Here is a 25,966-nt window from a genome sequence, read left to right as displayed (position 1 = left end):
TGGTCTCGTCGGTCACGGCGGTCACCCTGACGCTCCGCCACCCTGGCTCTGCTCGCCGGTGGCCTGGTGCGGGATGCGGGCCAGGCCGTCCTGTCCCGGCTCCCCCTCCTCGCCCGCCTCCGCGGCGGCCTCCCGCTCGGCGACCACCTGGCGCACCGCGGCCAGCACGCCCTGGTAGCCCGAGCAGCGGCACAGGTTGCCGCACAGCGCCTGGCGGGTCTCCAGCTCGGTCGGGTGGTGGTTGCCGGCCAGCAGGTCGTGCACCGTCATCGCCATGCCCGGCACGCAGAAGCCGCACTGCACCGCGCCGCACTCGGCCAGCGCCCGCTGCACGTCGGACGGCCTGCCGTCCTGCGCCAGCCCCTCGACGGTGCGCACCTCGCAGCCGGCGGCGGTCGCCGCGGGCATCAGGCAGGACGCCACGAGACGCCCGTCGACCTGCACCGAGCAGGCACCGCACTCGCCCTGCTCGCAGCCGTCCTTGGCCCCGGCGAGCCCGAGCCGCTCGCGCAGCACGTACAGCAGGGACTCCCCGAGCCACGCGTCGGTGACCGGGCGGTCGGCGCCGTTGACACGCAACACGTAGGAGGCGAGGGGGTGTTCGGTGTGCGGGTCGCCTTCGCCGACGAGAGCGTCGGGAGCGGCGGAGGCGGTGTCGGGAGCGGAGGCCTGCGCGGAGAGGCCGGGCACGCCCGCGTCCTCGGGGGCGCCGGGGTGCTCCGGGAGCTGGGCGGCCTGCGGCGCGGCGGCTTCCTCCGCCGGTACGGGAGCGTGCTCGACGGGTGCGGGGGCGTGCTCGCCCACGGGGTCCACGGCGGCCGGGGTCACGGCCTCGTAGCCGTCCTGGCCGTGCCGCGCCGGCTCGTGGACCGGGGGCTCGTGCGTAACGGGCTCGTACGGCGGCGTCTGCGCGAGCGGGTCGGGCTCCGGCGCGTACGGATGCGGCTGCTCGGGTGCGTACGGGGGCTGCGGGGCGCCCTGGCGGCGTTCGATCAGGGCGCCGAGCGAGTACTCCCCGGACTCCTCCGCCGGGTCGTCGGCCGCGAACGGGACCGACCACTGCTGGGTGGCGGACGGATCGGCGGCGGGCGCGGGGACCGAGGGCACCGCCGCGGGACCCTGCCCCGGCTCGACCGCGACGGCCTCTATCGGCACCGCCCACTGCCCGGTCGTCTCCTGCGGCGCCTGCGGCTGGTGTTCCTGCGGCACGTAGCCGTGGCCGGGCGCGGCGAGCGGGTCGGCGCCCGCGCGCAGGGCGACGACGTCCGGGAGCTGACCGGCGAACGAGACGTGCATCGTCGCCTCGCCGTCGAACTCGCCACCGGCCGGAAGCGGGTACCACACGCCGTCCCCGGCACCGAAGGCGTCCGCGCGGGCGCCCTCGCCCCCACCGGGACCGCCGCCGTGGCCGGTCGCGCGGTCGCCGGCCCGGTGCTCGTCGGTGCCCTCGGCCGGGTAGTCGTTGGTGCCGAACTCGTCGCTCACGAAAGCGCCCTCCCCAGTGCGCGGCGGGCCAGTGCGGCCACGGTACGCCGCAGATGCGCCACCGCGGGCGGCAGTTCACCCGCGGCGGGGTTCGCCGGATCCGCGTGGTCGGCCGGGTCCGGGATGCAGGCCATCGCCACGTACTCGCCGAACGCGGCGCAGGCCTCGGCCTCCAGCGTGCGGTCGCCGTCCCAGTCGATCAGCCCGGCGACCCACGCCTCCGCCTCCAGCGGGCGCAGCGGCATCGGGGCGACCGCGCCCACCGCGCACCGCACCCCGCGCCGGGCCGGGTCGAGCACCAGCGCCACGGAGGCGGTGGCCCGGCCGGGTCCGGTGCGGGCGGTGGCCTTCAGGAACGTCTGCGGGGCGTGCAGCAGCGGCGCGCGTACGAACGACAGCAGCTCGCCGGGGCGCAGCGGGTCCATGCCGGTCAGCAGGTGGCTCACCGGCACCTCGCGGCTGCCCTCGGGCCCGGCCAGCACCACGGTCGCCTCCAGCGCGGCGAGCACCGGCAGCGCGTCGCCGGTCGGCGCGGCGGTGACGATGTTGCCGCCGAGGGTGCCCGCGTTGCGGATCTGCGGGGGCCCGGCGGCGCGGGCGGCGGCGGCGAGCGCCGGGATGAGGGCGGCGAAGTCCGGCCGCCCCATGCGCGCGTGGGTCAGCCCGGCGCCGAGCAGCGCGTGGCCGTCGGCGTAGGACCAGCCGCGGATCTCGCTGATCCGGCCGAGCCCGACCAGCCCGGCGGGGCGCAGCAGGCCCGAGTTGACCGCGGCCATCAGGTCGGTGCCGCCGGCGACCGGCACGGCCGCGGGCATGGCGGCGAGCGCCGCCACCGCCTCGTCGAGGGAGGCAGGCAGCGTCACCGTGCGTCCCGTCTGCCGTGCGTACGTGCTCACGCAGCTGCCCCTTCCACGGCGCCGAACGGCCGTCGCCGACCTTGCCGGCCTGCCCGGTCCTGTCCGCCGTACGGTACGTGCTGACAGCCCGGTGACGGCAACTCTGGCACATGTTCCGGACCGATCAACCCGTGGGTCCGTGAAGGGTGGTTCCGTCCCCGGAAGGGACGATCATCCGCTTGACGACTGTCTCGCCACTACTCGCTGTTTGCCGCCCTTCAGGCGTGTTGTACGGTTTTCCACCCTTCCATGCTCGCAGGAACGGCGGGTGTTCGGGGGCGTGTTCGGGCCTGTCTTCACACGATCGGGGGCGGGCCCTCCTTGAGTCGTCCGACCACTCCGGGGCGGCGCTGCCACGGGTGCGGGCCGCCGGGCGGCCGGTATTCGACACCGAGGGCGTCAAGTCGGGCCCGGTGCGCGGTCATCCGGGCGGCGAAGCCGTCGTGGTCGCGCAGCGCGGGAGCGGGCAGGTCGGACCAGACGACCTCGGCGAACGCGGCCAGGCGCGGGAACGTCTGATAGTCGACGGCCCGCACGGTGTCGAGCGCCTCGGTCCACAGGTTGGCCTGGGCGCCGAGCACCCGCCGCGTCAACCGGGCTCCCTCTTCGGCGAGTTGCGCGGGAACCGGTTCGAAGCGGTACACGTCCTCCTGGCTGCGCACCCATCCGATGGGGATCGGCTCGTCGGGGCCGCCGTCCTGCCGGTGGTCGAGGTAGACGTGCTGCTCGGGGCACATCACGACGTCGTGCCCGGCCCGCGCGGCGGCGATCCCGCCCGCGTAGCCGCGCCAGGAGGAGACGGCCGCGCCCGGCGCGAGGCCGCCTTCGAGGATCTCGTCCCAGCCGATCAACCGCCGCCCGCGTTCGGTGAGCCAGCGGTCGAAGTGCCCGATGAACCAGCTCTGCAACTCGTCCTCGTCGCGCAGTCCCAGCTCCTCGATGCGCGCCTGCGCGGTCTTGGAGTCCCGCCACTGCTCCTTGGGGCACTCGTCGCCGCCGATGTGCACGAACGGCGAGACGTCGGCGGGGAAGAGGTCCAGCACCTCTTCGAGCACGCCCTCGTAGAAGCGAAGGGTGCTGTCGGTGGGGGCGAGTACGTTGGGATTGACGCCCCAAGTGGTGAGCACGGGAAGGGTGGTGGTGTCGATGACGTCGGTGTTGCCGAGTTCCGGGTACGCGGCGATGGCCGCCTGCGAGTGCCCGGGGACGTCGATCTCGGGGACCACGCGGATATGGCGCTCGGCGGCGTAGGCGACGATCTCGCGGATGTCGTCCTGGGTGTAGTAGCCGCCGTGCGGGCGGTCGTCGAAGCGCGTCGACTCCCGCAGCCCCACCTTGGTCCCGGTCCGCCACGCCCCGACCTCGGTCAGCCGCGGGTACCGCTTGATCTCGATGCGCCAGCCCTGGTCGTCGGTCAGGTGCAGGTGCAGCACGTTGAGCTTGTGCGCCGCGAGCAGGTCGAGGTAGCGCAGGACGACGTCCTTGGGCATGAAGTGCCGCGCCACGTCCAGCATGAAGCCGCGCCAGCCGAAGCGCGGCGCGTCCTCGATCGCCACGGCGGGCAGACGTGCCTCGCGCCCGCCGACCGGCGCCCTGCGGAAGGCGCGCTCCCCGGCGAGCTGCCGCAGCGTCTGCGCCCCCCAGAAGACGCCGGCCGCGTCGCCACCGGCGATCTCGACGCGTTCCGGACCGACGTCGAGGCGGTACGCCTCAGCGTCCAGCCCGCCGTCGACCCGCAGCACGATCCCGCCGGCTCCAGGGGCGAGGTCCACCCCGAAAGCACCCCCGAGCGCCCCCCGCAGCCAGCGCGCGGTGCCCTCAGTGCCGGGACCGGCGTCCAGGGACGTGCCGGCATTCAGGACGAAGTCTTCACCGCGGGGCGCGGTCCGGACGAGGCGGGGCGCGGGGATGAGATCCATAGGCATGTGCCTACCGGTCCAGACCACTCAGCACAAGTGGTCTGGACCAAAAAGCGCCTACGGCCGACGAGGGGTGAGGGCCCGGCGGAGCCGCCCCCGGGGTCCAGGGGCTACTTCTTGCCGCCCTTGTCCTTGTCGCCGTCGCCGCCGGCTTCCATGGACTCGAAGATCTCCTTGCACATCGGACAGACCGGGTACTTCTTCGGGTCGCGGCCCGGGACCCAGACCTTTCCGCAGAGCGCCACCACCGGGGACCCGGAGAGCGCGCTCTCCATGATCTTGTCCTTCTGGACGTAGTGGGCGAAGCGCTCGTGGTCCCCGTCACCGTGCGACACCTGGGGCGTCGGCTCGACAAGGGTTCCGGTACCCGCCCCGCGCTCGGGCTCAAGAGTGCTCATGTCGAACTAGCCTAATTGACGGACCCCCGGCGCGGTCCAACCGAGCGCCGTCCTGTTTCGCCCCGGCGCTCAGTTGAGGGAGGGGTCGTCCGGGTAGGTGGCGACCATCGCCAGCTCGCTGCGCTGCCGCCGCAGCACCGAGCGCCACAGCCGCTCCGGATCGGGCGAGGAGACGTCCCCCGGCTCGGACTCCACCACGTACCAGGCGCCGTCCACCAGCTCGTCCTCCAGCTGGCCGGGCCCCCAGCCCGCGTACCCGGCGAAGATCCGCAGCGACCCCAGCTCGGCCGCCAGCAGCTCCGGTGGCGCCTCCAGGTCGACCAGGCCGATCGCCCCGTGCACCCGCCGCCAGCCCAGCGGCTCCCCCTCGCCCTCGCCCCGCGCCTCCCCCGGCACCACGGCCAGGGCCAGCGCCGAGTCAAGCGCCACCGGCCCGCCCTGGAAGACCACCTGCGGCGAGCCGGCGAGCCCCGCCCACGGCTCCAGCACGTCGCCCACGCCGACCGGGGTGGGCCGGTTGAGGACCACGCCGAGGGTGCCGTCCTCGTCGTGGTCGAGGAGCAGCACCACCGCCCGCTCGAAGTTCGGGTCGGCGAGGGCCGGTGTCGCGACCAGCAGCCGCCCGGTGAGCGAGGACACCTCCGTCATGCCCACATGATCCCGCATCCCGGCGGCGTGTGGGCGTCCCCCGCCCGACGTGACGACCGCGACACGACCGCGACACGACGGCGAGACGACGGCGAGACGACGGCGTGCACGACCACGCGGGAGGCGGCCGCCGCGACACGCCGTCCACCCCGCGTGTGACCGCCGTGTGATGACCTGTGGCACACCTCGTGACCGCGCCGTGGCGGTCGTAACGACCGTATGGCGCAGTCGCGTACGGCCTTGACGGTTGTGGCCGCCGAGCGCATTACCATTTCTTCCGGTACCGCGCCCGCGCCCCGTCCACCACGGCCGCGCGGCGGACACAGGTACCGCTGCGAGACTTACCCAGGCGTCACGCCTTCCCCCGTTCTGCCCTTCTCCAGGAACGCGAGCCTCATGACCGACGACGTACTGCTTGTCCACGGCGGCACCCCGCTGGAGGGCGAGATCCGGGTCCGCGGTGCGAAGAACCTCGTGCCCAAGGCCATGGTCGCCGCCCTGCTGGGCAGCGGTCCCAGCCGCCTGCGCAACGTGCCCGACATCCGGGACGTGCGCGTGGTGCGCGGGCTGCTGCAACTGCACGGGGTCACGGTGGGCCCGGGCGAGGAGGCGGGTGAGCTGGTGCTCGACCCGTCGCACGTGGAGAGCGCCAACGTCGCCGACATCGACGCGCACGCCGGTTCGTCGCGCATCCCGATCCTCTTCTGCGGCCCGCTGCTGCACCGCCTCGGCCACGCGTTCATCCCGGGCCTGGGCGGCTGCGAGATCGGCGGCCGTCCCATCGACTTCCACTTCGAGGTGCTGCGGCAGTTCGGCGCGGTCATCGAGAAGCGCCCGGAGGGCCAGTACCTGGAGGCGCCGCACCGGCTGCGCGGCTGCAAGGTGCGGCTGCCGTACCCGTCGGTCGGCGCGACCGAGCAGGTGCTGCTGACGGCGGTGCTCGCCGAGGGCGTCACCGAGCTGGCCAACGCGGCCGTCGAGCCGGAGATCGAGGACCTGATCTGCGTCCTGCAGAAGATGGGCGCGATCATCTCGATGGACACCGACCGCACGATCCGCATCACCGGTGTGGACCGGCTCGGCGGCTACAACCACCGCGCCCTGCCCGACCGCCTGGAGTCGGCGTCCTGGGCGAGCGCGGCCCTGGCCACCCGGGGCAACGTCTACGTCCGCGGCGCCAGCCAGCGCGAGATGATGACGTTCCTCAACACCTACCGCAAGGTCGGCGGCGCGTTCGACATCGACGAGCAGGGCATCCGCTTCTGGCACCCCGGCGGCGACCTGAACGCGATCGCGCTGGAGACCGACGTCCACCCCGGCTTCCAGACCGACTGGCAGCAGCCGCTGGTGGTCGCGCTGACGCAGGCGTCGGGCCTGTCGATCGTCCACGAGACGGTGTACGAGTCGCGGCTCGGCTTCACCTCCGCGCTCAACCAGATGGGCGCCCACATCCAGCTCTACCGCGAGTGCCTGGGCGGCACGCCGTGCCGCTTCGGTCAGCGCAACTTCCTGCACTCGGCGGTCGTCTCGGGGCCCACCAAGCTCCAGGGCGCCGACCTGGTCATCCCCGACCTGCGCGGCGGCTTCTCGTACCTGATCGCCGCCCTGGCCGCGGAGGGCACCTCCCACGTCCACGGCATCGACCTGATCAACCGGGGCTACGAGAACTTCATGGACAAGCTGCGCGCGCTGGGCGCGAACGTCGAGCTGCCCGCGCAGGCGGCGGCGAGCGCGTGAGGAATCAGGCGTAGGGCGTCCGCGAGCGCGCAGGACGCCCTACGCCGTCCGCTCGGCAACGCGAAGGGCGGCCACCGCGAGGTGGCCGCCCTTCGGGCGTTCTCGGCGTACGGAATACGCCGGGCGCCTTACTTGCCCTTCGCGGCTTCCTTGAGCTTGGAGCCCGCCGAGACCTTCACGGAGTAACCCGCGGGGATCTGGATCGGGTCACCGGTCTGCGGGTTGCGCGCGGTGCGAGCGGCACGGTGGGTGCGCTCGAAGGTGAGGAAGCCGGGGATGGTGACCTTCTCGTCGCCCTTGGCGACAACCTCGCCCGTCACCTCGGCGAGGGCGGCCAGAACGGCGTCGGCGTCCTTGCGGGTCACCTCTGCGCGCTCGGACAGAGCGGCCACCAGCTCACTGCGGTTCATATTCGTACTCCCGTGTTCTTCTTGCCATTGAGGCGTATTGCGATCCTCGGCCGCCCCTGAGGATGGCCGCCGCGTCGAAGCCGATGCTGCCAGGGCCCCCGGACACTCCACGCACCCGGGTCTTTGGCACGAGCTCCCGCCCGAATACGCATCCTGCCCTTATCAGCGGCGGGAAAGCCAATCCGGCACCCGTGAGAGTCACACGAAAAGCGCCACTGCGACAGCTTGGTGACGCTCCGTCCGCCCCTGACAGCGCAGCGGATGGTTTGTCCGGCCACGGCTGCCGCAACCATAGGGCCCCGGCGGCCGTCGCCTTCACACGACGCGCGGACCGCGTGGTTACTGGACGGCGGTCGCGACCGCGTTGGGCGCGGTGACACCCTGCGCCTTGGCGGCGTCCCGGACGGCACCGGCGACCGCCCCGGCGACCTTGTCGTTGAAGACGCTGGGGATGATGTAGTTGGCGTTGATCTCGTCGTCGGCCACGACCTCGGCCAGCGCCCGGGCGGCGGCGAGCATCATCTCGGTGTTCACCGTACGCGACTGGGCGTCCAGCAGACCGCGGAAGACACCCGGGAAGACCAGCACGTTGTTGATCTGGTTGGGGAAGTCGCTGCGGCCGGTGGCCACGACCGCGGCGGTCTCGCGGGCGATCGCGGGGTCCACCTCGGGGTCGGGGTTGGCCAGCGCGAAGACGATCGCGCCGTCCGCCATCGCGGCGACGTCCGTGCCGTCCAGCACGTTGGGCGCGGAGACGCCGATGAAGACGTCGGCGCCGACGACGGCCTCCTTCAGGGTGCCGGTGACGTCCTCGGGGTTGGTGTTGTCGGCGATCCAGCGCAGCGGCGACTCCGGGTCGGCGTCGACCAGGTCGGGCCGCCCGCTGTGCACGACGCCGTGGATGTCGGCGACCACCGCGTGCTTGACGCCGGCCGCGATCAGCAGCTTGAGGATGGCGGTGCCGGCCGCGCCCGCGCCGGACATGACGACCCGCAGGTCCTCGATCTTCTTGCCGACGACGCGCAACGCGTTGGTGAGCGCCGCGAGCACCACGATCGCGGTGCCGTGCTGGTCGTCGTGGAAGACCGGGATGTCCAGCGCCTCGCGCAGCCGCGCCTCGATCTCGAAGCAGCGCGGGGCGGAGATGTCCTCCAGGTTGATGCCCGCGAAGCCGGGGGCGATCGCCTTGACGATCTCCACGATCGCGTCGGTGTCCTGGGTGTCCAGGCACAGCGGCCAGGCGTCGATGCCCGCGAAGCGCTTGAAGAGGGCCGCCTTGCCCTCCATCACCGGCAGCGCCGCCTTGGGGCCGATGTTGCCCAGGCCCAGCACCGCGGAGCCGTCGGTGACGACCGCGACGCTGTTGCGCTTGATGGTCAGGCGGCGGGCGTCGTCGGGGTTGTCGGCGATGGCCATGCAGACCCGGGCGACACCGGGTGTGTAGACCATGGACAGGTCGTCACGGTTGCGGATGGGGTGCTTGGACGCCATCTCGATCTTGCCGCCGAGGTGCATCAGGAACGTACGGTCGGAGACCTTGCCGATCGTGACGCCCTCGATGCCGCGCAGCTTGCTGACGATCTGGTCGGCGTGCGCGGTGGACGTGGCGGCCACGGTGACGTCGATCCGGAGCTTCTCGTGGCCCGAGGCGGTCACGTCGAGGCCGGTGACCGACCCGCCGGACGCCTCCACCGCGGTGGTGAGCTGACTGACCGCGGTCCCGCTGGCCGGGACCTCCAGTCGGACCGTGATCGAGTACGAGACGCTCGGCGCCGTTGCCATGCCGACTTCCTCCGCTGTTCCGCGTTGTCCGCGCCCGTGCCCATGGGTCGGGCACGAGACATCCGATCGTCCCACCTACTGGCGAGTAGGCGGTAACTGGGCCACCATCTTTGCGGAAACAATATTCCACCATGCGGTAGACGCGGGGTGGTCAGGGGTCCGATCCGGTGACCGCGGGAGCCCGGAAGAGGCCCAACTTCCGCGACAGGAATGGACATCGCGAGTCGTTTGTTAGTCTGGATACGGCACCGGCTCGATCCAAGCCCCCGGGCCCAACCATTGTCGCTACGAGCGACCGCTAGCCGCGAGGCGAGCATGGCGGGTCGGTGTCACAGACGAACAGAGGGCCCCTCCACGAGGGGCCCTCTGGCTTTTCGCCGCCTGTGTGGCCGGTCGTCCCGCGGCGCGGAGGGCGCCTCACAGCGCCTGCGAGGAGAAGACACAAAGGACTCACCGGCTTACGCCCGGCAACGAAGCGCAAGTACCCGTAGGCCGCAGCCCGCACCGGGAAGTCTTCCTCCTCCAGCCGGTGCCGGGGCGCCCCGCGCGGAAGCGGGAGGCACGACGCGCCCGCCCCCGGGAGAGCAGCCTTCGCGGTGGCAGCGGCCCGCGCCGCTCTCCTAGTCGCGCAGGAGATCCGGCACCCCGGCCCCGTCCGGCTCGTCCCGCGGCCCCGCCACCACGGTGAGCCGTTGAGTGGCCCGCGTCAGGGCGACGTACAGCACGCGCAGCCCCGCCGGTGACTCGTCCGCGATCTCCGCCGGGGAGACGACGACCGTCGCGTCGTACTCAAGGCCCTTCGCCTCCAGGCTGCCGAGCGGCACGACCCGCTCCCCCAGCCCCGCGAGCCATGCGCGCGCCTGCGCCCGCCGGCCCATCGCGACGACCACGCCGATGGTCCCCTCGACCTCGTCCAGCAGCCGCTCCGCGCACCGCCGCACGCTCGCGCCCAGGTCGTCGCCCGCGACCTCGAACCGCGGCACCAGCCCCGTCGACCGTACGGCGGACGGGGGCCGCGTCCCGGGCATGGCGAGCCGCAGCACCTTGGACGCCAGCTCCGCGATCTCCGCCGGGTTGCGGTAGTTGACGGTGAGTTCGAAGCGCCGCCGCACCCGTGCGCCCAGCGCCTCGTCGCGCGCCCTGGTCGCCTCGTCCACGTCCACCCAGGAGCTCTGCGCCGGGTCGCCGACCACGGTCCACGTCGCGCTGGTGCCGCGCCGGGCGACCATCCGCCACTGCATGGGGGTGAGGTCCTGCGCCTCGTCGACGATGACGTGGGCGTACTCGGTGCGTTCCTGCTCACGGCGTTCGGCGCGGGTGCGGCGCCCGGCGGCCATGCGGTCCGCGTACGTCGTCACCTCCTCCAGGCCGGTCAGCTCGTCCAGCGGGTCGACCTCGCGCGGCCTCACCGGCTCCGGCGGCGTGCCGAGCAGCATCCGCAGTTCGTCCAGGAGCGCCACGTCGTGCACCGACAGCGGCCCCTGCCCGGCCGCGTCCAGCCGTCCCAGCGAGCGGGCCAGCTGCCGCACCTCGCGCTGCGCCAGCACCCGGCGCGACCAGCGGCCGAGCCGCCGTTCTTCGGCCATCGCGGCCAGCACCCCGCGCGGGGTGAGCACCGGCCACCACCGGTGCAGGAATCCGGCGAACGCGTCCTCACCGGAGACGTCCTCGTCGAACGCCGCCCTGGCCTCCGCGATCAGCTCCGGGTCGAGCAGATGCCTGCCGCGGCCCGACTTCTCCCACAGGGCGTCCAGCAGCAGCCTGCGAGCCCGCGGGCGCATCAGGTTCAGCGGCGCGGTGCCGCCGAGCACGGTGCGGCGGATGGCGGCCAGTACCTCCTGGTCCAGCTCCAGCCGGGCGCCGAAGGCGACGACCCGCAGCGAGGTCGGCACGCCTTCCCCCAGCTCCAGCGCGCCTCGCGCCGCCCGGCGCAGCACCGGCAGCATCCGCGAGGACCCCTTGACCCGGGCCACCTGCGGTTCGTCGTACGTGGTGGCCTCGGCGCCCTCGACCAGCGAGCCGACCGCGCGGATCGCGACCTGCCCCTCCTCGCCCAGCGAGGGCAGCACGCCCTCGGTGTACGACACCAGCAGCGGCGTCGGCGAGACGACGAGGATGCCGCCCGAGTAGCGCCGCCGGTCCTGGTAGAGCAGATAGGCGGCACGGTGCAGGGCGACCGCGGTCTTGCCGGTGCCGGGGCCGCCGGTGACCTCGGTGACGCCCGGGGCGGGGGCGCGGATCACCATGTCCTGCTCGGCCTGGATGGAGGCGACGATGTCCCGCATGGAGTGACCGCGGGCCCGGCCCAGCGCCGCCATCAGGGCGCCGTCGCCGACCACGGCCAGGTCCTCGCCGTCGAGGGTGGCCGCCACCTCCGGCCGCATCAGGTCGTCCTCGACGCCCAGCACCCGACGCCCCCTGCTGCGGATCACCCGGCGGCGCACCACCCGGCCCGGGTCCTTGGGCGTGGAGCGGTAGAACGGCGCGGCGGCCGGCGCGCGCCAGTCGATGACCAGCGGCGCGTAGTCGGCGTCGAGCACGCCGAGGCGGCCGATGTGCAGGGTCTCGGCGATGCCCGCGGTGCCGTCGGGCGCGATGGCGTCCTCGGCGACCTCGGTGGCGGTGAAGGCGCCGTCCGGGCCGCGTTTGCCGTCCTTGCCGGGCAGCAGGTCGATGCGGCCGAAGAGGAAGTCCTCGAACTCGGAGTTGAGCCGGTTGAGGTGGACCCCGGCCTGGAAGACCTGGGCGTCGCGCTCGGCGAGCGCGCCGGGCGTGCCGACCTGCCCGCGCTTCTCGGCGTCGTCCACCAGGAACTCGGCCTCGTGGATCTTCTCCTCCAGGCGGCGGTACACCCGGTCCAGGTGCGCCTGCTCCACCGCGACCTCACGGTCCCGGAGTGCCTCCCGGACTGCGTCCTGCGCTGCCACGCAAGGACCCCCTCTTCTTGCTTCCGCGTGCGCCCCGTGCGCTCAAGCGACCTGCAACCGTACGCGAACGGGTGGCATCGATGCACGTAATCCATGGTGACGCGCCCCTTTCACCGCCTCACGCGCACCTAACTTGAGCCGTAGCTTGTCAAGTTTTCTCTCGCGAGCTATATAAGAAGTGTCGTCGCGACGGTCCCGACCGGGACCGCCCCACGAGAGGAGATGACTTGTGATGCTCATGCGCACCGACCCGTTCCGCGAGTTCGACCGCCTGACCCAGCAGGTCTTCGGCACGACGGCCCGCCCGGCCGCGATGCCGCTGGAGGCGTACCGGGACGGCGACCGGTTCGTGGTCCGCTTCGACCTGCCCGGTGTCGACCCCGAAACGGTGGACGTCGACGTCGAGCGCAACGTGCTCACCGTGCGGGCCGAGCGCCGCTCCACCGCGCCGGAGGGCGCCGAGGTGCTGGTGGACGAGCGAGCGTCGGGCACGTTCAGCAGGCAGCTGTTCCTGGGCGACAGCCTCGACACCGAGCGCATCGACGCCTCCTACGACGCCGGCGTGCTGACCGTGGTGATCCCGGTCGCCGAACAGGCCAAGCCCCGCAAGATCCAGATCACCGGCGGCGACAGCCGCAGGGCGATCAAGGCCTGAGGCTGCGGCCAAGGCCTGAGGCTGCGGCACCACGCCCGAGCGCGCACGCTGAAGAGGCCCCGGGGAGCCTCCCCGGGGCCTCAACGATGCGGACGCCCCATGCACCGGACACCTGTGACGTCGTCGGCGCTGAAGTCGGTCGGCTACGAGGAACGCGTCCTGGGGATCGAATACGTCCAGGGCCAGATCTACGACTACCTGGACGTACCGCGTCCGGTCTACGAGGCGCTGATGCAGGCGGAGAGCAAGGGCCGCTACGTCAAGGCCCAGGTCAAGAACCATTACCGCTACCGCCCCGTCCCCCGCGGCCGCTGAGAGCCGCCCCCGGCGGGTCCGATGACGGCGCCCCGCCGCGGGTGGGCGAAGCTCCCGCAGCCCGAGGGGCCGATCGCGGTGCCCCCGCCTCCGTGGGCAGGGGGGTGCGGGCGGGCGAAGCCCCCCGCCACGCGCGGCGGAGCCGCGCAGAAACAGAAGAGGGCGAAGCGGCTCGCGTTTCCGCGAGCACACTTCGCCCTCGACCTCGTGGAGATGGCGGGAATCGAACCCGCGTCCTACGGTGTGGAACCAGGGCTTCTCCGAGCGCAGTCCGCTGTGCTTTTCTCGGCCCCGGCAGTCACGCGGACAAGCCGCCGACGGGCCCAGCCACTGTGTGGTTTTCCACTGGCCCCCGTGGCCGGGTCCAGTGGTGGAGTTCCCTAGCTGATGCCAGGATCCGGGTCGGGAACAGCCCCGGGCTGACACTTCGCAAAGTCGCTGTCTGTTAGATCAGGCAGCGAGGGCGAAGGAATCGCGCTTGGTGTTGGCGATTATTGTTTTGCGGCACGTGGTTTACGAGATCATTGCCGCGTTCCTCGGCTCGCTTCCCCTGCCTCGACAACCGCAGTCGAAACCGATCATCCCCATGTTCTCTTCTCAAGGTGCGCAGCGAAACCTGGGCCCCGCTGGTGCACTGCCATCGTACGGGAACAACGCCCCGCACTGCCAGCGCATTCCCGCGCCCGGCTCCCGACCGGGGTGACCGGCGCGCGGGCTCAGGCGCGCTGCCTGCGGCGGGCCGCCGAGATCGCGCGGTCCGCCTCGCGGCGGTCCTGCTTCTCCCGCAGCGTCTGCCGCTTGTCGTAGTCCTTCTTGCCCTTGGCGAGCGCGAGCTCGACCTTGGCCCGCCCGTCCTTGAAGTACAGCTGGAGCGGGACGAGCGTGTGGCCGGTCTCCTGCGTCTTGCCGACCAGCTTGTCGATCTCGGCGCGGTGCAGCAGCAGCTTGCGCTTGCGGCGCGCGGAGTGGTTGGTCCAGGTCCCCTGGCTGTACTCGGGGATGTGCACGTTGTGCAGCCACGCCTCGCCCCCGTCGAGCTGCGCGAAGCCGTCCACCAGCGAGGCGCGCCCCAGGCGCAGCGACTTGACCTCGGTGCCGGTCAGCACCAGGCCCGCCTCGTAGGTGTCGAGGATGTGGTAGTCGTGTCGCGCCTTCTTGTTCTGCGCGATCAGCTTGCGACCCGTCTCTTTAGCCATAGCGTGGCCATTCTCGCACTACGGCCCGGTGTCGAGGCCACTCAATACCGCCTCGCCCTCGGCCCGCGCGTCCTGCCCGCCGCTGACCGCGACGTCGGGCCGGATGCCCACGCCGTCCACCGCGCGCCCGGTCGGGGTGCGGTAGTGGCCGACCGTCAGTTCGGCGGCGGAGCCGTCCGGGAGGGTGGAGGGCATCTGCACGGAGCCCTTGCCGAAGGTGCGCGAGCCCACGACCACCGCCCGCCCCCGGTCCTGGAGCGCGCCGGTGAGCATTTCGGCGGCGCTCATCGTGCCGCCGTCGACCAGTACGACCAGCGGCGTCGTGGTGTCGGCCGCGCCGCGCGCCGCGTACAGCGAGTGCTCGGTGCCGTGGACGTCGTAGGTGGCGACCAGGCCGCCGTCGAGGAACGCGGACGCGGTGGCGACCGCCTCGGTGACCAGGCCGCCGGAGTTGCCGCGCAGGTCGAGCAGGACGCCGTCGCGGTGGTCGCCGTGGTCGAGGGCGGCGCGCACCTGGCCGCCGACGCCGTGCACGAAGGAGTCGACGGCGATGTCGGTGACGCCGGTCTCCGGCTGGGTCACGGTGACCGCGTCGGTGGGCAGGACCGCGCGGTGCAGGCACACCGTCCAGGACCGCCCGGCGCGTTGCAGCGACAGGCGCACGGTGCTGCCGGGGCGCGGCGCGGACGCGTCCTGGGGGTCGCCGGGGCCCGCCGGGTCGACGCCGCGCAGCCGGGCCACCACCTCGGTCACCGGCAGTCCGGTCACCGGGTGGCCGTCGATCGCGGTGAGCAGGTCGCCGACGCGCAGCCGGGCGCGTTCGGCGGGGCTCGCGGACTGGACCCGGGAGACGGACACCACGCCGTCGGGCGCCCGCCGCACCCACAGCCCGACGCCGGTGTACGTGCCGTTCAGCTCCTGCTGGAAGCCCTCGTACTGCTGGGCGGTGTAGAACGCGGACCAGCGGTCGCCGCTGCGGCTGACCAGCTGTGCGGCGGCCTGCGGGCCGACCCGGCCCTCGTCGATGGCGCGGGCGATCTCGGCGGTGTCGAGGCCGCCGCCGGGCGTACGGGCGGGCGCGGGCCGGCCGGCCGGTCGGCCCGAGGCGCGACGGCTCCCGTACGCCTCGGGCCGGCCGTCGTACGCCGAGCGGTGGGCGCCGATCGACCCGGTGGCCGCGCCGGTCGCCAGGACGGCGCCGAACACCAGGGTCAGCGTCACTCCGCGGCGGATCCGCCGCGGGCCCCGGTACACCGGGGGACCGTACGTCGTGGGGCCGGACATGCGGGCGAGTCTAGGCCAGAAGGGCGGGCCGTACGGCGGCCGGTGACGGGCCGTTCGTCACACCTTCAGGTACTTGCGCAGGGTGAAGAACGCCGCGAGGGCGGGCATCAGCACCCCGACCGCCAGCACCAGCGGCAGCACCTTGACGACGTCGCCCCAGCCCAGGAACTGGATGAGCTTGATCTTGTCCTGGAGCGCGAGGCCGCCCTCGATCAGGAAGTACCGCCCGGCAAGCAGCATGCCGCAGGCGAGACCGCCGCCGATCAGTCCGGCGAGCGCGGCCTCCATGATGAACGGCATCTGGATGTAGAAGCTGGACGCCCCCACCAGCCGCATGATCCCGGTCTCCCGCCTGCGGCTGAACGCCGAGACGCGCACGGTGTTGACGATCAGCAGCATGGCGACCGTGAGCATGAACGCCAGCACCGCGAGCGCCACGTAGGTCATGCCGTTGAGCAGGCCGAAGAGGTTCTCCAGCAACTGCCGCTGGTCCTGCACCGACTGGACGCCGGGACGGCCCTCGAAGGCGCTGGTGATGACCTGGTACTGGTTGGGGTCCTTGAGCTTGACGCGGTACGAGTACTGCATCTGGTCCGGCGTCAGCAGGTCGATGCCCGCCTGCCCCTTGAACTGCTGCTGGTAGCGGACGTAGGCCTGCTGCGGGGTCTCCTCGTAGACCTTCTCCACGATCGGCAGCTTGACCAGGTCGGAGTGGATCTGCGCCATCTGCTGCGGGGTGACGGCTCCCTTGGAGCAGTTGGCGGTGTCCGTGCCGTCGGTCTTGTTGCACAGGAAGATCGAGACCTCGACCTTGTCGTACCAGTAGCCCTTCATGTGGCTCACCTGCTCCCGGCCGAGCCAGGAGCCGCCGGCGAGCGCGAGGGACAGGGCGACGGAGACGATGACCGCGAAGGTCATGGTGAGGTTGCGCCGGAGGCCTACGCCGATCTCCGACAGGACGAACTGCGCGCGCATGGTGACGTGGGGGCCTTTCTGCTGGGCGGCGGGACGGGTGCGACGGGCCCGCGGGCGGCGCGGGCGGGCTCAGCGCGGGCGGGCGGTCCGGGGGATCGCCCGTGGGGGACCGCACTCAGTGCTGGTAGCCGTACACACCGCGCGACTGGTCGCGCACCAGGCGCCCCTGCTCCAACTCGATGACGCGCTTGCGCATCTGGTCGACGATCTGCTGGTCGTGGGTGGCCATCACGACCGTGGTGCCGGTCCGGTTGATCCGGTCCAGCAGCTTCATGATGCCGACCGAGGTCTGCGGGTCGAGGTTGCCGGTCGGCTCGTCCGCGATCAGCAGCAGCGGGCGGTTGACGAACGCGCGGGCGATGGCGACGCGCTGCTGCTCACCGCCGGACAGCTCGCCCGGCATCCGGTCCTCCTTGCCGGCCAGGCCGACCAGGTCGAGGACCTCGGGCACGGTCTTGCGGATGGTGCCGCGCGGCTTGCCGATGACCTCCAGCGCGAACGCGACGTTCTGCGCGACGGTCTTGTTGGGCAGCAGGCGGAAGTCCTGGAAGACGGTGCCCACTTGGCGGCGCATCTGCGGCACCTTCCAGTTGGACAGCCTGCCCAGGTCCTTGCCGAGGACGTGCACCGCGCCGGTGTCGGTGCGCTCCTCGCGGAGCATCAGGCGCAGGAACGTCGACTTCCCGGAGCCGGAGGAACCCACCAGGAAGACGAACTCGCCCTTCTCGATCTCCAGCGACACGTCCCGGAGTGCGGGACGGTTCTGTTTGGGGTAGGTCTTGCTGACATTGTCGAATCGGATCACAGCTGCACCAGGATGGGTCTGGAGGGGACGGACAGCCGTCAGCGCGGCTCTCCCGGTGGCCAGACCTTACGCGAAGCGGCCATGGCGGCGCAGGCGGCGTACGGGGAGGGTGGGTTTCCTCACCCGCGATTCGGGGACAAAGGCCGCATCGACCGCGTACGGAGTCGGCGGGGCGCGCCGGATCGGCCGGGAACTGGCACAGTGGACTTCAGCGGTGTACGAGGCGCCGCGGCACGGCGCGGTCGCCTCGGGAACCCGTGGACGCCTGGCGGCGTTGTCAAGGGTGAGGAGGACATCGCATGACATGCGACCGACTGGTGTGCGCCAACTGCGCGAACCCCGTATCCGAGGGCCGCTGCCCGGTCTGCCGGGCCAGCCGAGCCCGCCTGCACCAGCAGTCCCCCTTCGCCAACCTGACCCCCGCCACGCTGGTCGCTCTGCTGGTGGCGCTGATAGCGGTGGCGTTGGTGATCCACCAGGCCGTGTGAGCACTTGGAGCCTGTCCCGTCACCGATCACGGGAAGCGACCCCTGAGCCGGTCCGTCTTCCGCTCGCACCTCCGAGAGTTGCGGGATGTCCCGCTGAGCACGGCCTCAGGATGGCGCGATCATTCCATAAGAGAGGCCTGGGCCGCGCCAGCGGGCAACACCATTCATCGGCACGTGGTCAACCCCCGACCCCGCTCTAAAAGACGACACTCAGCCCCGCTCACTCCTCCTCAAGTGTTTTCCATGAATCATTCGGCGGAATGAGCGTCTCATTCATGTGCAGACCCGCCTGCAAAGAGGCGAGCCGTCGGAGAAGTGCGGCCAATTCCACGCGCCTCAGACGCTTGAGAAGGAGCACAGACATGGGCGACAGGTCGAGAAATACCTGAATGGCGATGTTCCCTCGCGCCCCCAGCAGGAGGACGGAGCAACGGATGGCACCATTCGCCAAAACGGGCTCCGCCACCGGGATAACAAGCCCGGAGTCAAAATGTTCGGAGTGTCGGCGGACCCACGTAGCGTTTCCCTGCCGACTCCTTCCTGCACGCTCCGCCTCATCCATGAGCGCGATGACTTCATCAATTTTTGCCCGCTTTGCAAATCTGGAAGGCTCCAAGGCTATGATCCTGCCGATCAGCCGGGCTCTCATTCTCCCCAGCCCCTGATGTAAATCGGCGTGTCATCACTGATGGAACTCAATGGGTCCTCTGCACGGGAGAGGAGCTCCGCCATTCTATGGTTACCTTCCATCATGTGACCATCGCTATGGTACGTCATATAGGTTTTAGCCTCGTCGTCCGGGGAGAAGACCGACCGCAGGAAGCTTGTGTCGGTCTGTCCCTTCAGCGCGGCTTGCTTTTCCGGATCAGGAATCCATTTGCCGTCGGCATCCACGTTGTCGTGAGCAACTCCACGCAGATCACCCACAGTTGCGTTTGCCTCAGGGTTCTCCGCCTTCGCGCCCTTGCCGAATATTTTGCCGAAGAATCCGCCTGCGGGACAGTTATGGACGAGGACCGGTGTAGCCCCCGCCAGCACATAGTAAGAGTGCAGGTCCGCGATCGTCAGGTCGTAGGTGATCGCCTTGCTGACGTAGTTGTGGACTCGGGTTACCACCGCCGGCTTGCCGTTGGGCTGGGTGAGGTGGGTGCCGGGGGTGAGGTGGGAGGCGTCGGTCCAGGTCTTCGTCGTGGCGTCCCAGAAGGGGTGGTGCCAGGTCGTCGTCAGCGTGGCGGGCTTGGCGCCCGGCGCCGCGATGGTCAGGGCCGTGAACTGGCGGTCCGTCGTCGTCCTGATGACATTGCGGACCGTGTGCGCGGCCGTCCGGCCGGTCAGCGGGTCGGTGGCCATGACCTTGTCGCCGACGTGCACGTTCTGGATCCGGGCGGCGCGTCCGTTCGCCTCCAGCACCCTGGTGGCGCCCACGAAGCTGTGCGGGACGGCCGACGCCGCGCAGCTCGCCGCGTCCTCGCCGAGTGACGCTCCCTCGTCGGCCGCGAGTTCCTCCCCCTCCCGCGCGGCCGCGATCTCCAGTTCGTCCTCGCCGCCCGTCAGCAGCGCCCCGCCGACGATCGTCGCCGCCTGCACGCAGCCGCCCACCGACGGGTTCGCCACGCATCCGACGACCGTGTCGGCGCCCGAGAGGTGGTAGCCGATCCTGGCGGCGTCCTTGAGGTAGTCGAAGAAGGACGGGTGGCTCGGCTTGGGGGCGGGGTGGTAGTAGACGGGGTCACCGAAGGTCGCGCTGTTGTGGTAGACCTCCAGGTCGAACTGGTAGGAGGGCGACGACGGGTCCCTCGGCGGGCCGCTGTGGGTGACCTGCGGATTCGACTGGAACCACGCCTCGCTGCCGACGTAGCCGTCGCCTCCGATGAGCATCGTGCCGTCGGGGTCGGAGCCGGTCACCGGGTCGTTGCCCGCGTAGTCGTAGCCGCCCAGCTGGGTCGGGTCGGAGGCCTCGAGGACGGGGTCGGCGGACAGGAAGCGCCCGGTGCCAGGGTCGTACTCGCGCGCCCCGAGGTTCTCCAGGCCCGTGTCGGGGTCGGGCGTGCCGCCCACGTAACCGTCGTCGCCGGGCCAGGAGGACGGCGCGGTCCCCCGGGCCTGGCCGAACGGCAGGTACGCGCGGCGGGTGACGCTCATCGAGGGGAAGTCCACCGCCAGGGTGTCGGTCCCCTGCCGGTCCGGGATCAGGTACTGGACGTCCCCGGTGCTGGAGCGTTCCGCGACCGTCGCGCCGCCGATCTCGTAGTAACGGGTGCCCGAGAGCGCGCCGTTGGAGAGGTTCTCGGTGACCTGCTGGTCGTCGGCGAGGAACAGCGTGGCCTGGTGCGCGTCGGTGCGCAGGACGAGGTTGCCGTCGGCGTCGTAGAGGTAGCCGGTCGTGCCGCCGGTGGCGGTGTCGGCGAGCGAGGCGAGCTTGCCCTGGTCGTTCCAGGTGAGCGTCTGGGTTCCGCCGTCGGTGGTGATGGAGGTGTCGTCGCCGGACGCGTCGTACTTGTAACTCGCCGTCCCGGCCGTCTCACCCGGCCCGGTCGCGGTGGTGTTGCTCAGGGTGTGCGGCTGGTCGCCGGCGGAGCCCTGCGCCGGGTACTCATAGGTCGTCGTCGTGTCGTCGGCGGTGTCGCCGCCGGTGTCGTGGTCGGTCTGGGTCTGCCGGTCGCCCGCGGCGTCGTAGGTCCAGCTCTGCCAGTACGGCTGCGGTCCGCCGACCGTGGAGCTGTTGCCCGCGCTGGGCGTCGCGGCGCACTTGTCGGTCGCGGTCCAGGCGGCGGTCAGACGGGTGGCGTAGTCGTACTGGAAGCACTGGGTGTCGGTGACGGCGCCGCCGTTCTGCGCGTCCGTGGTCGAGGTGACCAGGCCGGAGCCCGCCGACACCTGGCCGTCGCCGTACGTGTACCGGGTGTCGTCGACGGTGCTGGACGCGGCGGAGTCGGTGGTGCGGGCGTCGGTCAGCCGCTGGGTCTGCGGGTCGTAGGCGAGGTCGAGCGCGACCCAGTCGCCGGAGGTGCCCATCGTGTACTGCAACGGCTTGCCGAACTCGTCGTACCCCAGGGCGCTGACGTAGTCGGCGGAGACCGTGGTGCTGTTGCTCTCGGCGCTGGTGGGGTCGCCGTAGGTGTCGTGGCCGTAGTAGACCTGCTCGGCGGGCAGCCCGCCGACGGCCGCGTAGCTCTGGCTCGCCACCAGTCCGGTGCCCGCGGTGAAGGTGTTGCTGCTGACGTAGCCGCCGGACGGCTCCAACGCGGCTTCGGAGGACGGCAGGCCGGCCAGGGTCTCGCGCTGGGCGACGGCCGCGCCGAAGGTGTTGTACGCGAGGACGGTGCTGGTGACGGAGGGGCTGGTCGTGCCCTTCTGGTACGAGGTGGAAGAGGTCGGCAGGCCCTTCTTGAGCGTGTCGTAGGTCCACGCGTCGATCTGGTCGGAAGCGGAGGGGGTCGCGCCGCCGGTGGTGTCGTAGGCGGCGGTCTTGCGGCCGTCCGCGTCGTACTGGTAGGTCGTCTGCTTGCCCCGGGCGTCCGTGGTGGTCAGCAGTTGCCCGGCGTTGTCGTAGGTCGACACGGTCGTGCCGGTGTCCGGGTCGGCCTGCGAGATGTCGTCACCCAGCAGGTCGTAGGACCAGGACCAGGAGTTGCCCGCGGCGTCGGTCTCGCCGGTGCGGTGCCCCGCGGCGTCGTAGGCGTACTTGGTGACCGAGTAGTCGGCGGACGGGTCGCTCGGATCGTCGGGCACGCCCTGGTGGTACTGGTACTGCGCGGTGGTGTTGCCGCGGGCGTCGGTGAACACGCTCTGCGCGGTGCCGCCGGCGGGCGGGACGGTCGTGGTGACGTCGCCGCCGTACGAGGTGGTGGTCCGCCAGGTCTCGGTGCCCAGGGCGTACGAGACCGCGGCCGTCTGCCGACCCGCGCCGTCGTAGAGGAAGCCCGTCTCTGACGGGACGTCACCGTCCTGCGCCTGCACGAGGGTCGTGGAGGGGGCGCCGCCCGCGTAGTAGGGGCTGGTGGTCTTCGCGGTCAGGCCGTCGGTGTTGTAGACGGTGTCGGTCACCACCCGGCCGCCGTCCATGGTGGAGCTCTGCGTCTCGCGCTGCCGCAGCATCGCGTCGTAGAGCACCTCGCCGGTGCGGTACGTCTGGTCGTCGTCGAGGGTCTGCGTGGTGACGACGGACGGCGCGGTGTTCGAGACCGAGTAGGTGTACTTGTCGTACGCGGCGGTGATGCCCGGCTTGAAGTCGGCGGTGACCCGGCCGAGGGCGTCGTACTGCTCCTTGGTGACGTAACCCGCGGGATCGGTGGTCTGGGTGGTCAGCTCCCGCAGCGGGTCGTACGTCGTGGTCGTGGTGTGGGCGAGCGGGTCGGTGACCGTCTCGGAGGTCGGTTCGGCGCCCGTGGCGGGGGTGTACGCGGTCTTGGTGGTGCGGCCGTCCGCGTCCGTGGCGGCGAGGGCGCGGCCGTACTCGTCGACCTGGCCGGAGGAGGTCGTGGTGTAGACGGGCGTGGAGCCGTTGTAGGAGGTGGCCTTCTGCTGCGAGGTCACGTCGCCCGCGGTCGGCGGTGAGCCGAACGTCGTGGAGCCGTCGTAGAACCGCCGGACGTCGGAGACCGCGTCGTCCGGCAGCTTCACGGTGGCGCCGCACTTGACCGAGACGGTGTCGGTCTCGTCGGGGGTGTCGAGGATCCAGGCGTCGGTGTTGTCGTCGTAGGTGACCGTGGTGCACAGGTCGTCGGAGGCGACGGCGGCGTCGCCGAGGTCCTCGGTCTGGGTCACCCGGCCGCGGCTGTCGTGGGTGTAGTAGACCTCGGTCTCCCGGGTGGAGCCGCTGGACAGCGGTGTGTAGACGCGCTGTTTGGCCTCGCCGGTGATGTACGCGACCTGGTCCGGCAGTCCCGCGCCGAGTTTGTGGGTGGCGGTCGCCGCGGACGACCACGGGTCGGTGATCGTGTCGGTGACGACCTTGCCGCTGCCCGCGCCGTCGTACTGGATCGTCTCGTACGTCGTGCCGGTGTACTGCTCGGAGTCGGTGACCGCGGTGTCCTTGCGCGAGTCGGTGACCGTCGCCGACCGGGTGGCGCCGCCGGGCAGCGTGTCACCGTCCATGCCGCGGAAGTAGGTGTAGTCGGTCTCGGTCACCGGGTCGGGCGCCGTGCCGGTGGTGACCTTCATCCCCTGGTAGCCGCGCCACTGGTTCCAGGTGCGCTGGGCGGTGGGGGTGAGCGGGTTGTCGTCGTAGTGCCAGGCGGGCGTTCCCACCGGTTGGTAGTGGGTGGTGATGGTGTCGTTCACACCACCGCCGGTGGGGTCCTGCTGGGTGACACCGGTGACGATGTACTTGTTGAACCAGTCCTCCTCGGGGGAGGTGACTCCGGCGGGCGTCCAGTAGGCCGGGTAGCACAGGCTGGTGTTCTGACTGGCGTCGGACGGGGTGCCGGAACCGCAGGCGGCGGACGAGTAGGCGACGTCGATGATCTCGCCGGTCTCGGTGGTGATGCCGTTGAGGCGGTGCCGGGTGATCGGCGGGTACCCGTCGGTGACGTCGACGCGGTTGGACAGCGCCGTGCCGGTCAGTGTGACGGGCGGCATCGTGAGGGGCGCGGTGGAACCGCCGCCGGTGGTGTCCTGCCCGGTGCGGGTGATGGTGGACAGCCACAGGGAGGGCGTGGTCGAGTCACCGGTCGCCGGGAAGGTGTGGGCCAGGCTCCAGGAGTCGACATCGGTCTCGGTGGTGCCGACCAGTGCCTGCGTCTGGATGGTGGTCAGTTCGTTCTCCGACCAGAACGTCGGCGAGGTGACCGAACAGGCCTTGCCGTTCGCGCAGTTGAGGTCGTAGGGCACGTCGGGCCACTGCGCCGCGCTGGACGAGATGAGCCCCGAGGTGGCACAGCCGCTCTGCGACGTGTCGCACCTGCCGTTGACCTTGAACGTGACCTGGGCGGCCGGCGAGGTCGTGTACACCTGGCCCGCCCGCTGGCCGTACTGGATCTTGCCCAGGTAGCCGTCGCGCGTGTAGGAGGTGTCGGCGGTCGTGCCGTTGTCCCGCGCGTAGTAGCCGGTGTCCGTGGTGTAGAAGTACGAGATGGCGTCCTGGTGCGGGTCGACGACGTAGTCGAGGTTCCAGCGGTAGGCCTGCTGGCACCAGGAGTTGGCGAAGGTGGTGTTGTAGCAGGGCTGGCCGGAGGCGGTGGCGTACACCGGCTCGGTCCAGACCGAGTTGGTGGCGGTGTCGCCCGAGGCGTAGCCGGGCAACTGGTTCAGGCCGAAGTAGTACTGGGTCCCGTCGTCGGTGGTGACCACCCAGTACTCGCCGTTCTGGGCGCCGTTGACCGCCCCGGTCTTGTACTGGACGCGTTCGTCGCCGTCGTGTTCCGCGTGCCAGGTGCCGGTGGTGTCGTCCTTGACGAGCGTCGCCGAGGTGCCGTTGAGCGAGAGCGTGATGGTGTTGTCGTCGGACCAGCAGTTGTCCGCGGTCTTGGTCGGTCCCGAGGGGTTGCGTTCGCAGGACTGGTAGGAGCGTTCGATGAAGCCGGGGTCGTAGTCGAAGCCGTCGCCGACCCAGGAGGCCTGGTTGTTGGTGGACGAGGTGAGGCCGTCCTGGGACTGGGAGTCGTAGCTGAGCGCGATCTTCGGCGCGAGCCCGCCGGGCACGCTCGGCACGCTGATCGGGTACGACCACTGGAACGCGTCCGAACTGCCGCCCGCCTGCCAGGAGCTGGAGGGCGACAGGGAGGTCGCGGTGAAGTCGCCACCGCCACCGCCCGGCGCGGAGGTGGCGGCCAGCACCCGGGACGCCCCGGCGGCCTCGGTCAGCACCGCGGCGGAGGCGCGCGACCCGGTGGCCGGGCCGGCCGCGGTCCCGCCCTTGGCGCCGGACAGCGTCACGTCGGCGGTCAGGGTGTGCGTGGAAGCGTCGTTCGACGAGGCGACCGGGGTCTCGGTACGGCAGGAGGCGAGCGTGGGGGTGGTCAGGGCGCAGGCGGGCAGCGTGACCAGGCGCAGCCGCGATGCCCAGTCGCCGCCGAAGGCCGAGATGAACGAGGAGTAGTCGAAGGTGACCCCGACGTTCGCCCCCGCCCGGCCCGCGTCCGCCCGGTTCAGGGTGAACAGCACGCCGTTGGTGCCGACCGCCGTGGCGCGGTCGCGGGGCAGGACGTCGACGTCCACGGCCGGGGATGCCGCCGGCGCGGAGGTGGAGGGCGACGGGGCGGAGTGAGAGGCGGCGCGGCCGTGCGAGGCGGGCGCCGACAGCCAGACGGGCAGGGCGCCCGCCCTGGCGCCGCGAGCCGTGCCGTCCGGGGTGGCCGAGTCAGAGGACGTCGAGTCCTTCTGCCCGGAGGCGGTCGTCTGCCCGAGGGTGACCTTCGCCTGCCCGGTCGGCCAGGTCACCGGGGACGAGCGGTAGGCGGGCATCGTCTTCGGCCGCTGGTAGTGCGACGTGACCGGGGTGACGGGGACGGGTTTGTCCTTGGCCGCGACCGGCGGGCGGCGGTGCGCCGTCGCGGCCTCGGCCGGCGCCGTGAGTTGCGACAGGTAGCTCAGCAGGGCGAGGACGAGCAGCGCGACCGCCGAACGCCACAGGGGTGTGGCGCATGACGGCCGACGCGGGTCCCCGAAGAGTCCGGGTCTGTGCGTGCTCCCGCGTGACGTCACCGTGTGTTCCCCCCAGCCCGCCCGTGATCAAAGGTCGACGGGAAGCTACCAACCCCTCACCTTCTGGAGCCTTTTGCAACCAACTGCGGACGGACTCTTTACCGGTGCCGCGCTTTCACCGCAGTGAAGTTGGCGGGTTCCCGCCGACCCATACGGCACAACTGCCGCAAAAGTCGTCACCGCTGACCGGATCACCGGTCAACAGGGCCATGGAATCGGTCGCTTGGCGGTTGGTGGTCGATCGCCCAACGTCGTCAACCGGACACTTGACGCTCTTGAAAAGACTTTTACCTCTACAGAACCAGCACACTTACTGCACAATGCACATCAACCCCCCATGTGGGCAGTGGACGCGCGCTGACACGGGCACCGGCCCGCTCCTAGCTTCGGGAGCGACCGGAC

General features: G+C 71.4%; 18 protein-coding genes and 1 other RNA gene. 4 read left to right on the top strand and 15 right to left on the bottom strand.

All coding sequences use genetic code 11. From position 1 onward, the window contains the following. Positions 1-21 precede the first annotated feature (21 nt). The 5 genes from CK485_RS03780 to CK485_RS03760 form a co-directional block, all read right to left on the bottom strand. Positions 22-1,344, bottom strand: coding sequence for a (2Fe-2S)-binding protein (locus CK485_RS03780; protein WP_241968150.1), 1,323 nt, complete (start codon positions 1,342-1,344; stop codon positions 22-24). 137 nt (positions 1,345-1,481) lie between these two features. Next, positions 1,482-2,381, bottom strand: coding sequence for an FAD binding domain-containing protein (locus CK485_RS03775; RefSeq protein WP_109446897.1), 900 nt, complete (start codon positions 2,379-2,381; stop codon positions 1,482-1,484). Between the two features lie 296 nt (positions 2,382-2,677). Beyond that, a complete protein-coding gene (locus tag CK485_RS03770) occupies positions 2,678-4,306 on the bottom strand; it encodes a beta-N-acetylhexosaminidase (protein WP_199239221.1) in 1,629 nt (542 codons plus the stop codon). A 104-nt stretch (positions 4,307-4,410) separates the two neighbouring features. Beyond that, positions 4,411-4,698, bottom strand: coding sequence for a DUF3039 domain-containing protein (locus CK485_RS03765; protein ID WP_109446893.1), 288 nt, complete (start codon positions 4,696-4,698; stop codon positions 4,411-4,413). Between the two features lie 69 nt (positions 4,699-4,767). Then, positions 4,768-5,346, bottom strand: coding sequence for a YqgE/AlgH family protein (locus CK485_RS03760; protein WP_199239220.1), 579 nt, complete (start codon positions 5,344-5,346; stop codon positions 4,768-4,770). 396 nt (positions 5,347-5,742) lie between these two features. On the opposite strand from CK485_RS03760, the gene murA reads away from it, so the two are divergent. Further along, a complete protein-coding gene (gene murA / locus CK485_RS03755; RefSeq protein WP_109446889.1) occupies positions 5,743-7,083 on the top strand; it encodes a UDP-N-acetylglucosamine 1-carboxyvinyltransferase in 1,341 nt (446 codons plus the stop codon). Positions 7,084-7,211: 128 nt separating this feature from the next. On the opposite strand, the gene CK485_RS03750 is transcribed toward murA, so the two are convergent. From CK485_RS03750 to CK485_RS03735, 3 genes are all read right to left on the bottom strand, one after another. Beyond that, positions 7,212-7,493 carry an HU family DNA-binding protein gene (locus CK485_RS03750; RefSeq protein ID WP_109446887.1) on the bottom strand — a complete coding sequence of 94 codons (282 nt, stop codon included), beginning with the start codon at positions 7,491-7,493 and terminating at the stop codon, positions 7,212-7,214. Positions 7,494-7,832: 339 nt separating this feature from the next. Then, positions 7,833-9,275, bottom strand: coding sequence for an NAD-dependent malic enzyme (locus tag CK485_RS03740; RefSeq protein WP_109446885.1), 1,443 nt, complete (start codon positions 9,273-9,275; stop codon positions 7,833-7,835). 620 nt (positions 9,276-9,895) lie between these two features. Then, positions 9,896-12,202 carry an AAA family ATPase gene (locus tag CK485_RS03735; RefSeq protein ID WP_109446883.1) on the bottom strand — a complete coding sequence of 769 codons (2,307 nt, stop codon included), beginning with the start codon at positions 12,200-12,202 and terminating at the stop codon, positions 9,896-9,898. A 232-nt stretch (positions 12,203-12,434) separates the two neighbouring features. On the opposite strand from CK485_RS03735, the gene CK485_RS03730 reads away from it, so the two are divergent. Next, on the top strand, positions 12,435-12,857 hold the full coding sequence (locus CK485_RS03730; RefSeq protein WP_109446881.1) for an Hsp20/alpha crystallin family protein: 423 nt from the start codon (positions 12,435-12,437) through the stop codon (positions 12,855-12,857). A gap of 99 nt (positions 12,858-12,956) precedes the next feature. Then, on the top strand, positions 12,957-13,172 hold the full coding sequence (locus CK485_RS03725) for a KTSC domain-containing protein (RefSeq protein ID WP_109446879.1): 216 nt from the start codon (positions 12,957-12,959) through the stop codon (positions 13,170-13,172). A gap of 205 nt (positions 13,173-13,377) precedes the next feature. Here the strand turns inward: CK485_RS03725 and ssrA are convergent. From ssrA to ftsE, 5 genes are all read right to left on the bottom strand, one after another. After that, positions 13,378-13,758, bottom strand: a transfer-messenger RNA (tmRNA) gene (gene ssrA / locus CK485_RS03720). A gap of 130 nt (positions 13,759-13,888) precedes the next feature. Then, a complete protein-coding gene (smpB, locus tag CK485_RS03715) occupies positions 13,889-14,368 on the bottom strand; it encodes an SsrA-binding protein SmpB (RefSeq protein WP_109446877.1) in 480 nt (159 codons plus the stop codon). 18 nt (positions 14,369-14,386) lie between these two features. Further along, the gene (locus tag CK485_RS03710; RefSeq protein WP_109446875.1) at positions 14,387-15,652 is read right to left on the bottom strand and encodes a S41 family peptidase; all 1,266 of its coding nucleotides are present in this window, start codon (positions 15,650-15,652) and stop codon (positions 14,387-14,389) included. 57 nt (positions 15,653-15,709) lie between these two features. Then, complete coding sequence (ftsX, locus tag CK485_RS03705) at positions 15,710-16,627, bottom strand: permease-like cell division protein FtsX (RefSeq protein WP_109446873.1); 918 nt, start codon at positions 16,625-16,627, stop codon at positions 15,710-15,712. Between the two features lie 115 nt (positions 16,628-16,742). Further along, positions 16,743-17,432 carry a cell division ATP-binding protein FtsE gene (ftsE, locus tag CK485_RS03700; protein WP_109446871.1) on the bottom strand — a complete coding sequence of 230 codons (690 nt, stop codon included), beginning with the start codon at positions 17,430-17,432 and terminating at the stop codon, positions 16,743-16,745. Between the two features lie 299 nt (positions 17,433-17,731). On the opposite strand from ftsE, the gene CK485_RS03695 reads away from it, so the two are divergent. Further along, positions 17,732-17,920: a hypothetical protein gene (locus CK485_RS03695; RefSeq protein WP_109446869.1), complete on the top strand. Its 189-nt coding sequence runs from the start codon at positions 17,732-17,734 to the stop codon at positions 17,918-17,920. Positions 17,921-18,140: 220 nt separating this feature from the next. Here the strand turns inward: CK485_RS03695 and CK485_RS28410 are convergent, their stop codons facing one another. Both CK485_RS28410 and CK485_RS03690 read right to left on the bottom strand, forming a co-directional pair. Beyond that, on the bottom strand, positions 18,141-18,536 hold the full coding sequence (locus CK485_RS28410) for a hypothetical protein (protein ID WP_146214480.1): 396 nt from the start codon (positions 18,534-18,536) through the stop codon (positions 18,141-18,143). Between the two features lie 29 nt (positions 18,537-18,565). After that, positions 18,566-25,564 (bottom strand): RHS repeat-associated core domain-containing protein, encoded by a 6,999-nt coding sequence (locus tag CK485_RS03690; RefSeq protein WP_109446867.1) that lies wholly within the window; start codon positions 25,562-25,564, stop codon positions 18,566-18,568. Positions 25,565-25,966: the final 402 nt, after the last annotated feature.

Source organism: Streptomyces sp. ICBB 8177, assembly GCF_003144095.1.
Lineage (GTDB): Bacteria > Actinomycetota > Actinomycetes > Streptomycetales > Streptomycetaceae > Streptantibioticus_D.
This window is presented reverse-complemented; position numbering and strand designations above follow the sequence as displayed.

Excerpts from the sequence above, each read along its gene's own strand:
- CK485_RS03710 (WP_109446875.1), bottom strand. The coding sequence starts at position 15,652 with ATGTCCGGCCCCACGACGTACGGTCCCCCGGTGTACCGGGGCCCGCGG.
- CK485_RS03765 (WP_109446893.1), bottom strand. The coding sequence starts at position 4,698 with ATGAGCACTCTTGAGCCCGAGCGCGGGGCGGGTACCGGAACCCTTGTC.
- smpB (WP_109446877.1), bottom strand. The coding sequence starts at position 14,368 with ATGGCTAAAGAGACGGGTCGCAAGCTGATCGCGCAGAACAAGAAGGCG.
- CK485_RS03725 (WP_109446879.1), top strand. The coding sequence starts at position 12,957 with ATGCACCGGACACCTGTGACGTCGTCGGCGCTGAAGTCGGTCGGCTAC.
- ftsX (WP_109446873.1), bottom strand. The coding sequence starts at position 16,627 with ATGCGCGCGCAGTTCGTCCTGTCGGAGATCGGCGTAGGCCTCCGGCGC.
- CK485_RS03730 (WP_109446881.1), top strand. The coding sequence starts at position 12,435 with ATGCTCATGCGCACCGACCCGTTCCGCGAGTTCGACCGCCTGACCCAG.
- CK485_RS03750 (WP_109446887.1), bottom strand. The coding sequence starts at position 7,493 with ATGAACCGCAGTGAGCTGGTGGCCGCTCTGTCCGAGCGCGCAGAGGTG.
- CK485_RS03695 (WP_109446869.1), top strand. The coding sequence starts at position 17,732 with ATGACATGCGACCGACTGGTGTGCGCCAACTGCGCGAACCCCGTATCC.
- CK485_RS03770 (WP_199239221.1), bottom strand. The coding sequence starts at position 4,306 with ATGCCTATGGATCTCATCCCCGCGCCCCGCCTCGTCCGGACCGCGCCC.
- CK485_RS03760 (WP_199239220.1), bottom strand. The coding sequence starts at position 5,346 with ATGACGGAGGTGTCCTCGCTCACCGGGCGGCTGCTGGTCGCGACACCG.
- murA (WP_109446889.1), top strand. The coding sequence starts at position 5,743 with ATGACCGACGACGTACTGCTTGTCCACGGCGGCACCCCGCTGGAGGGC.
- CK485_RS03740 (WP_109446885.1), bottom strand. The coding sequence starts at position 9,275 with ATGGCAACGGCGCCGAGCGTCTCGTACTCGATCACGGTCCGACTGGAG.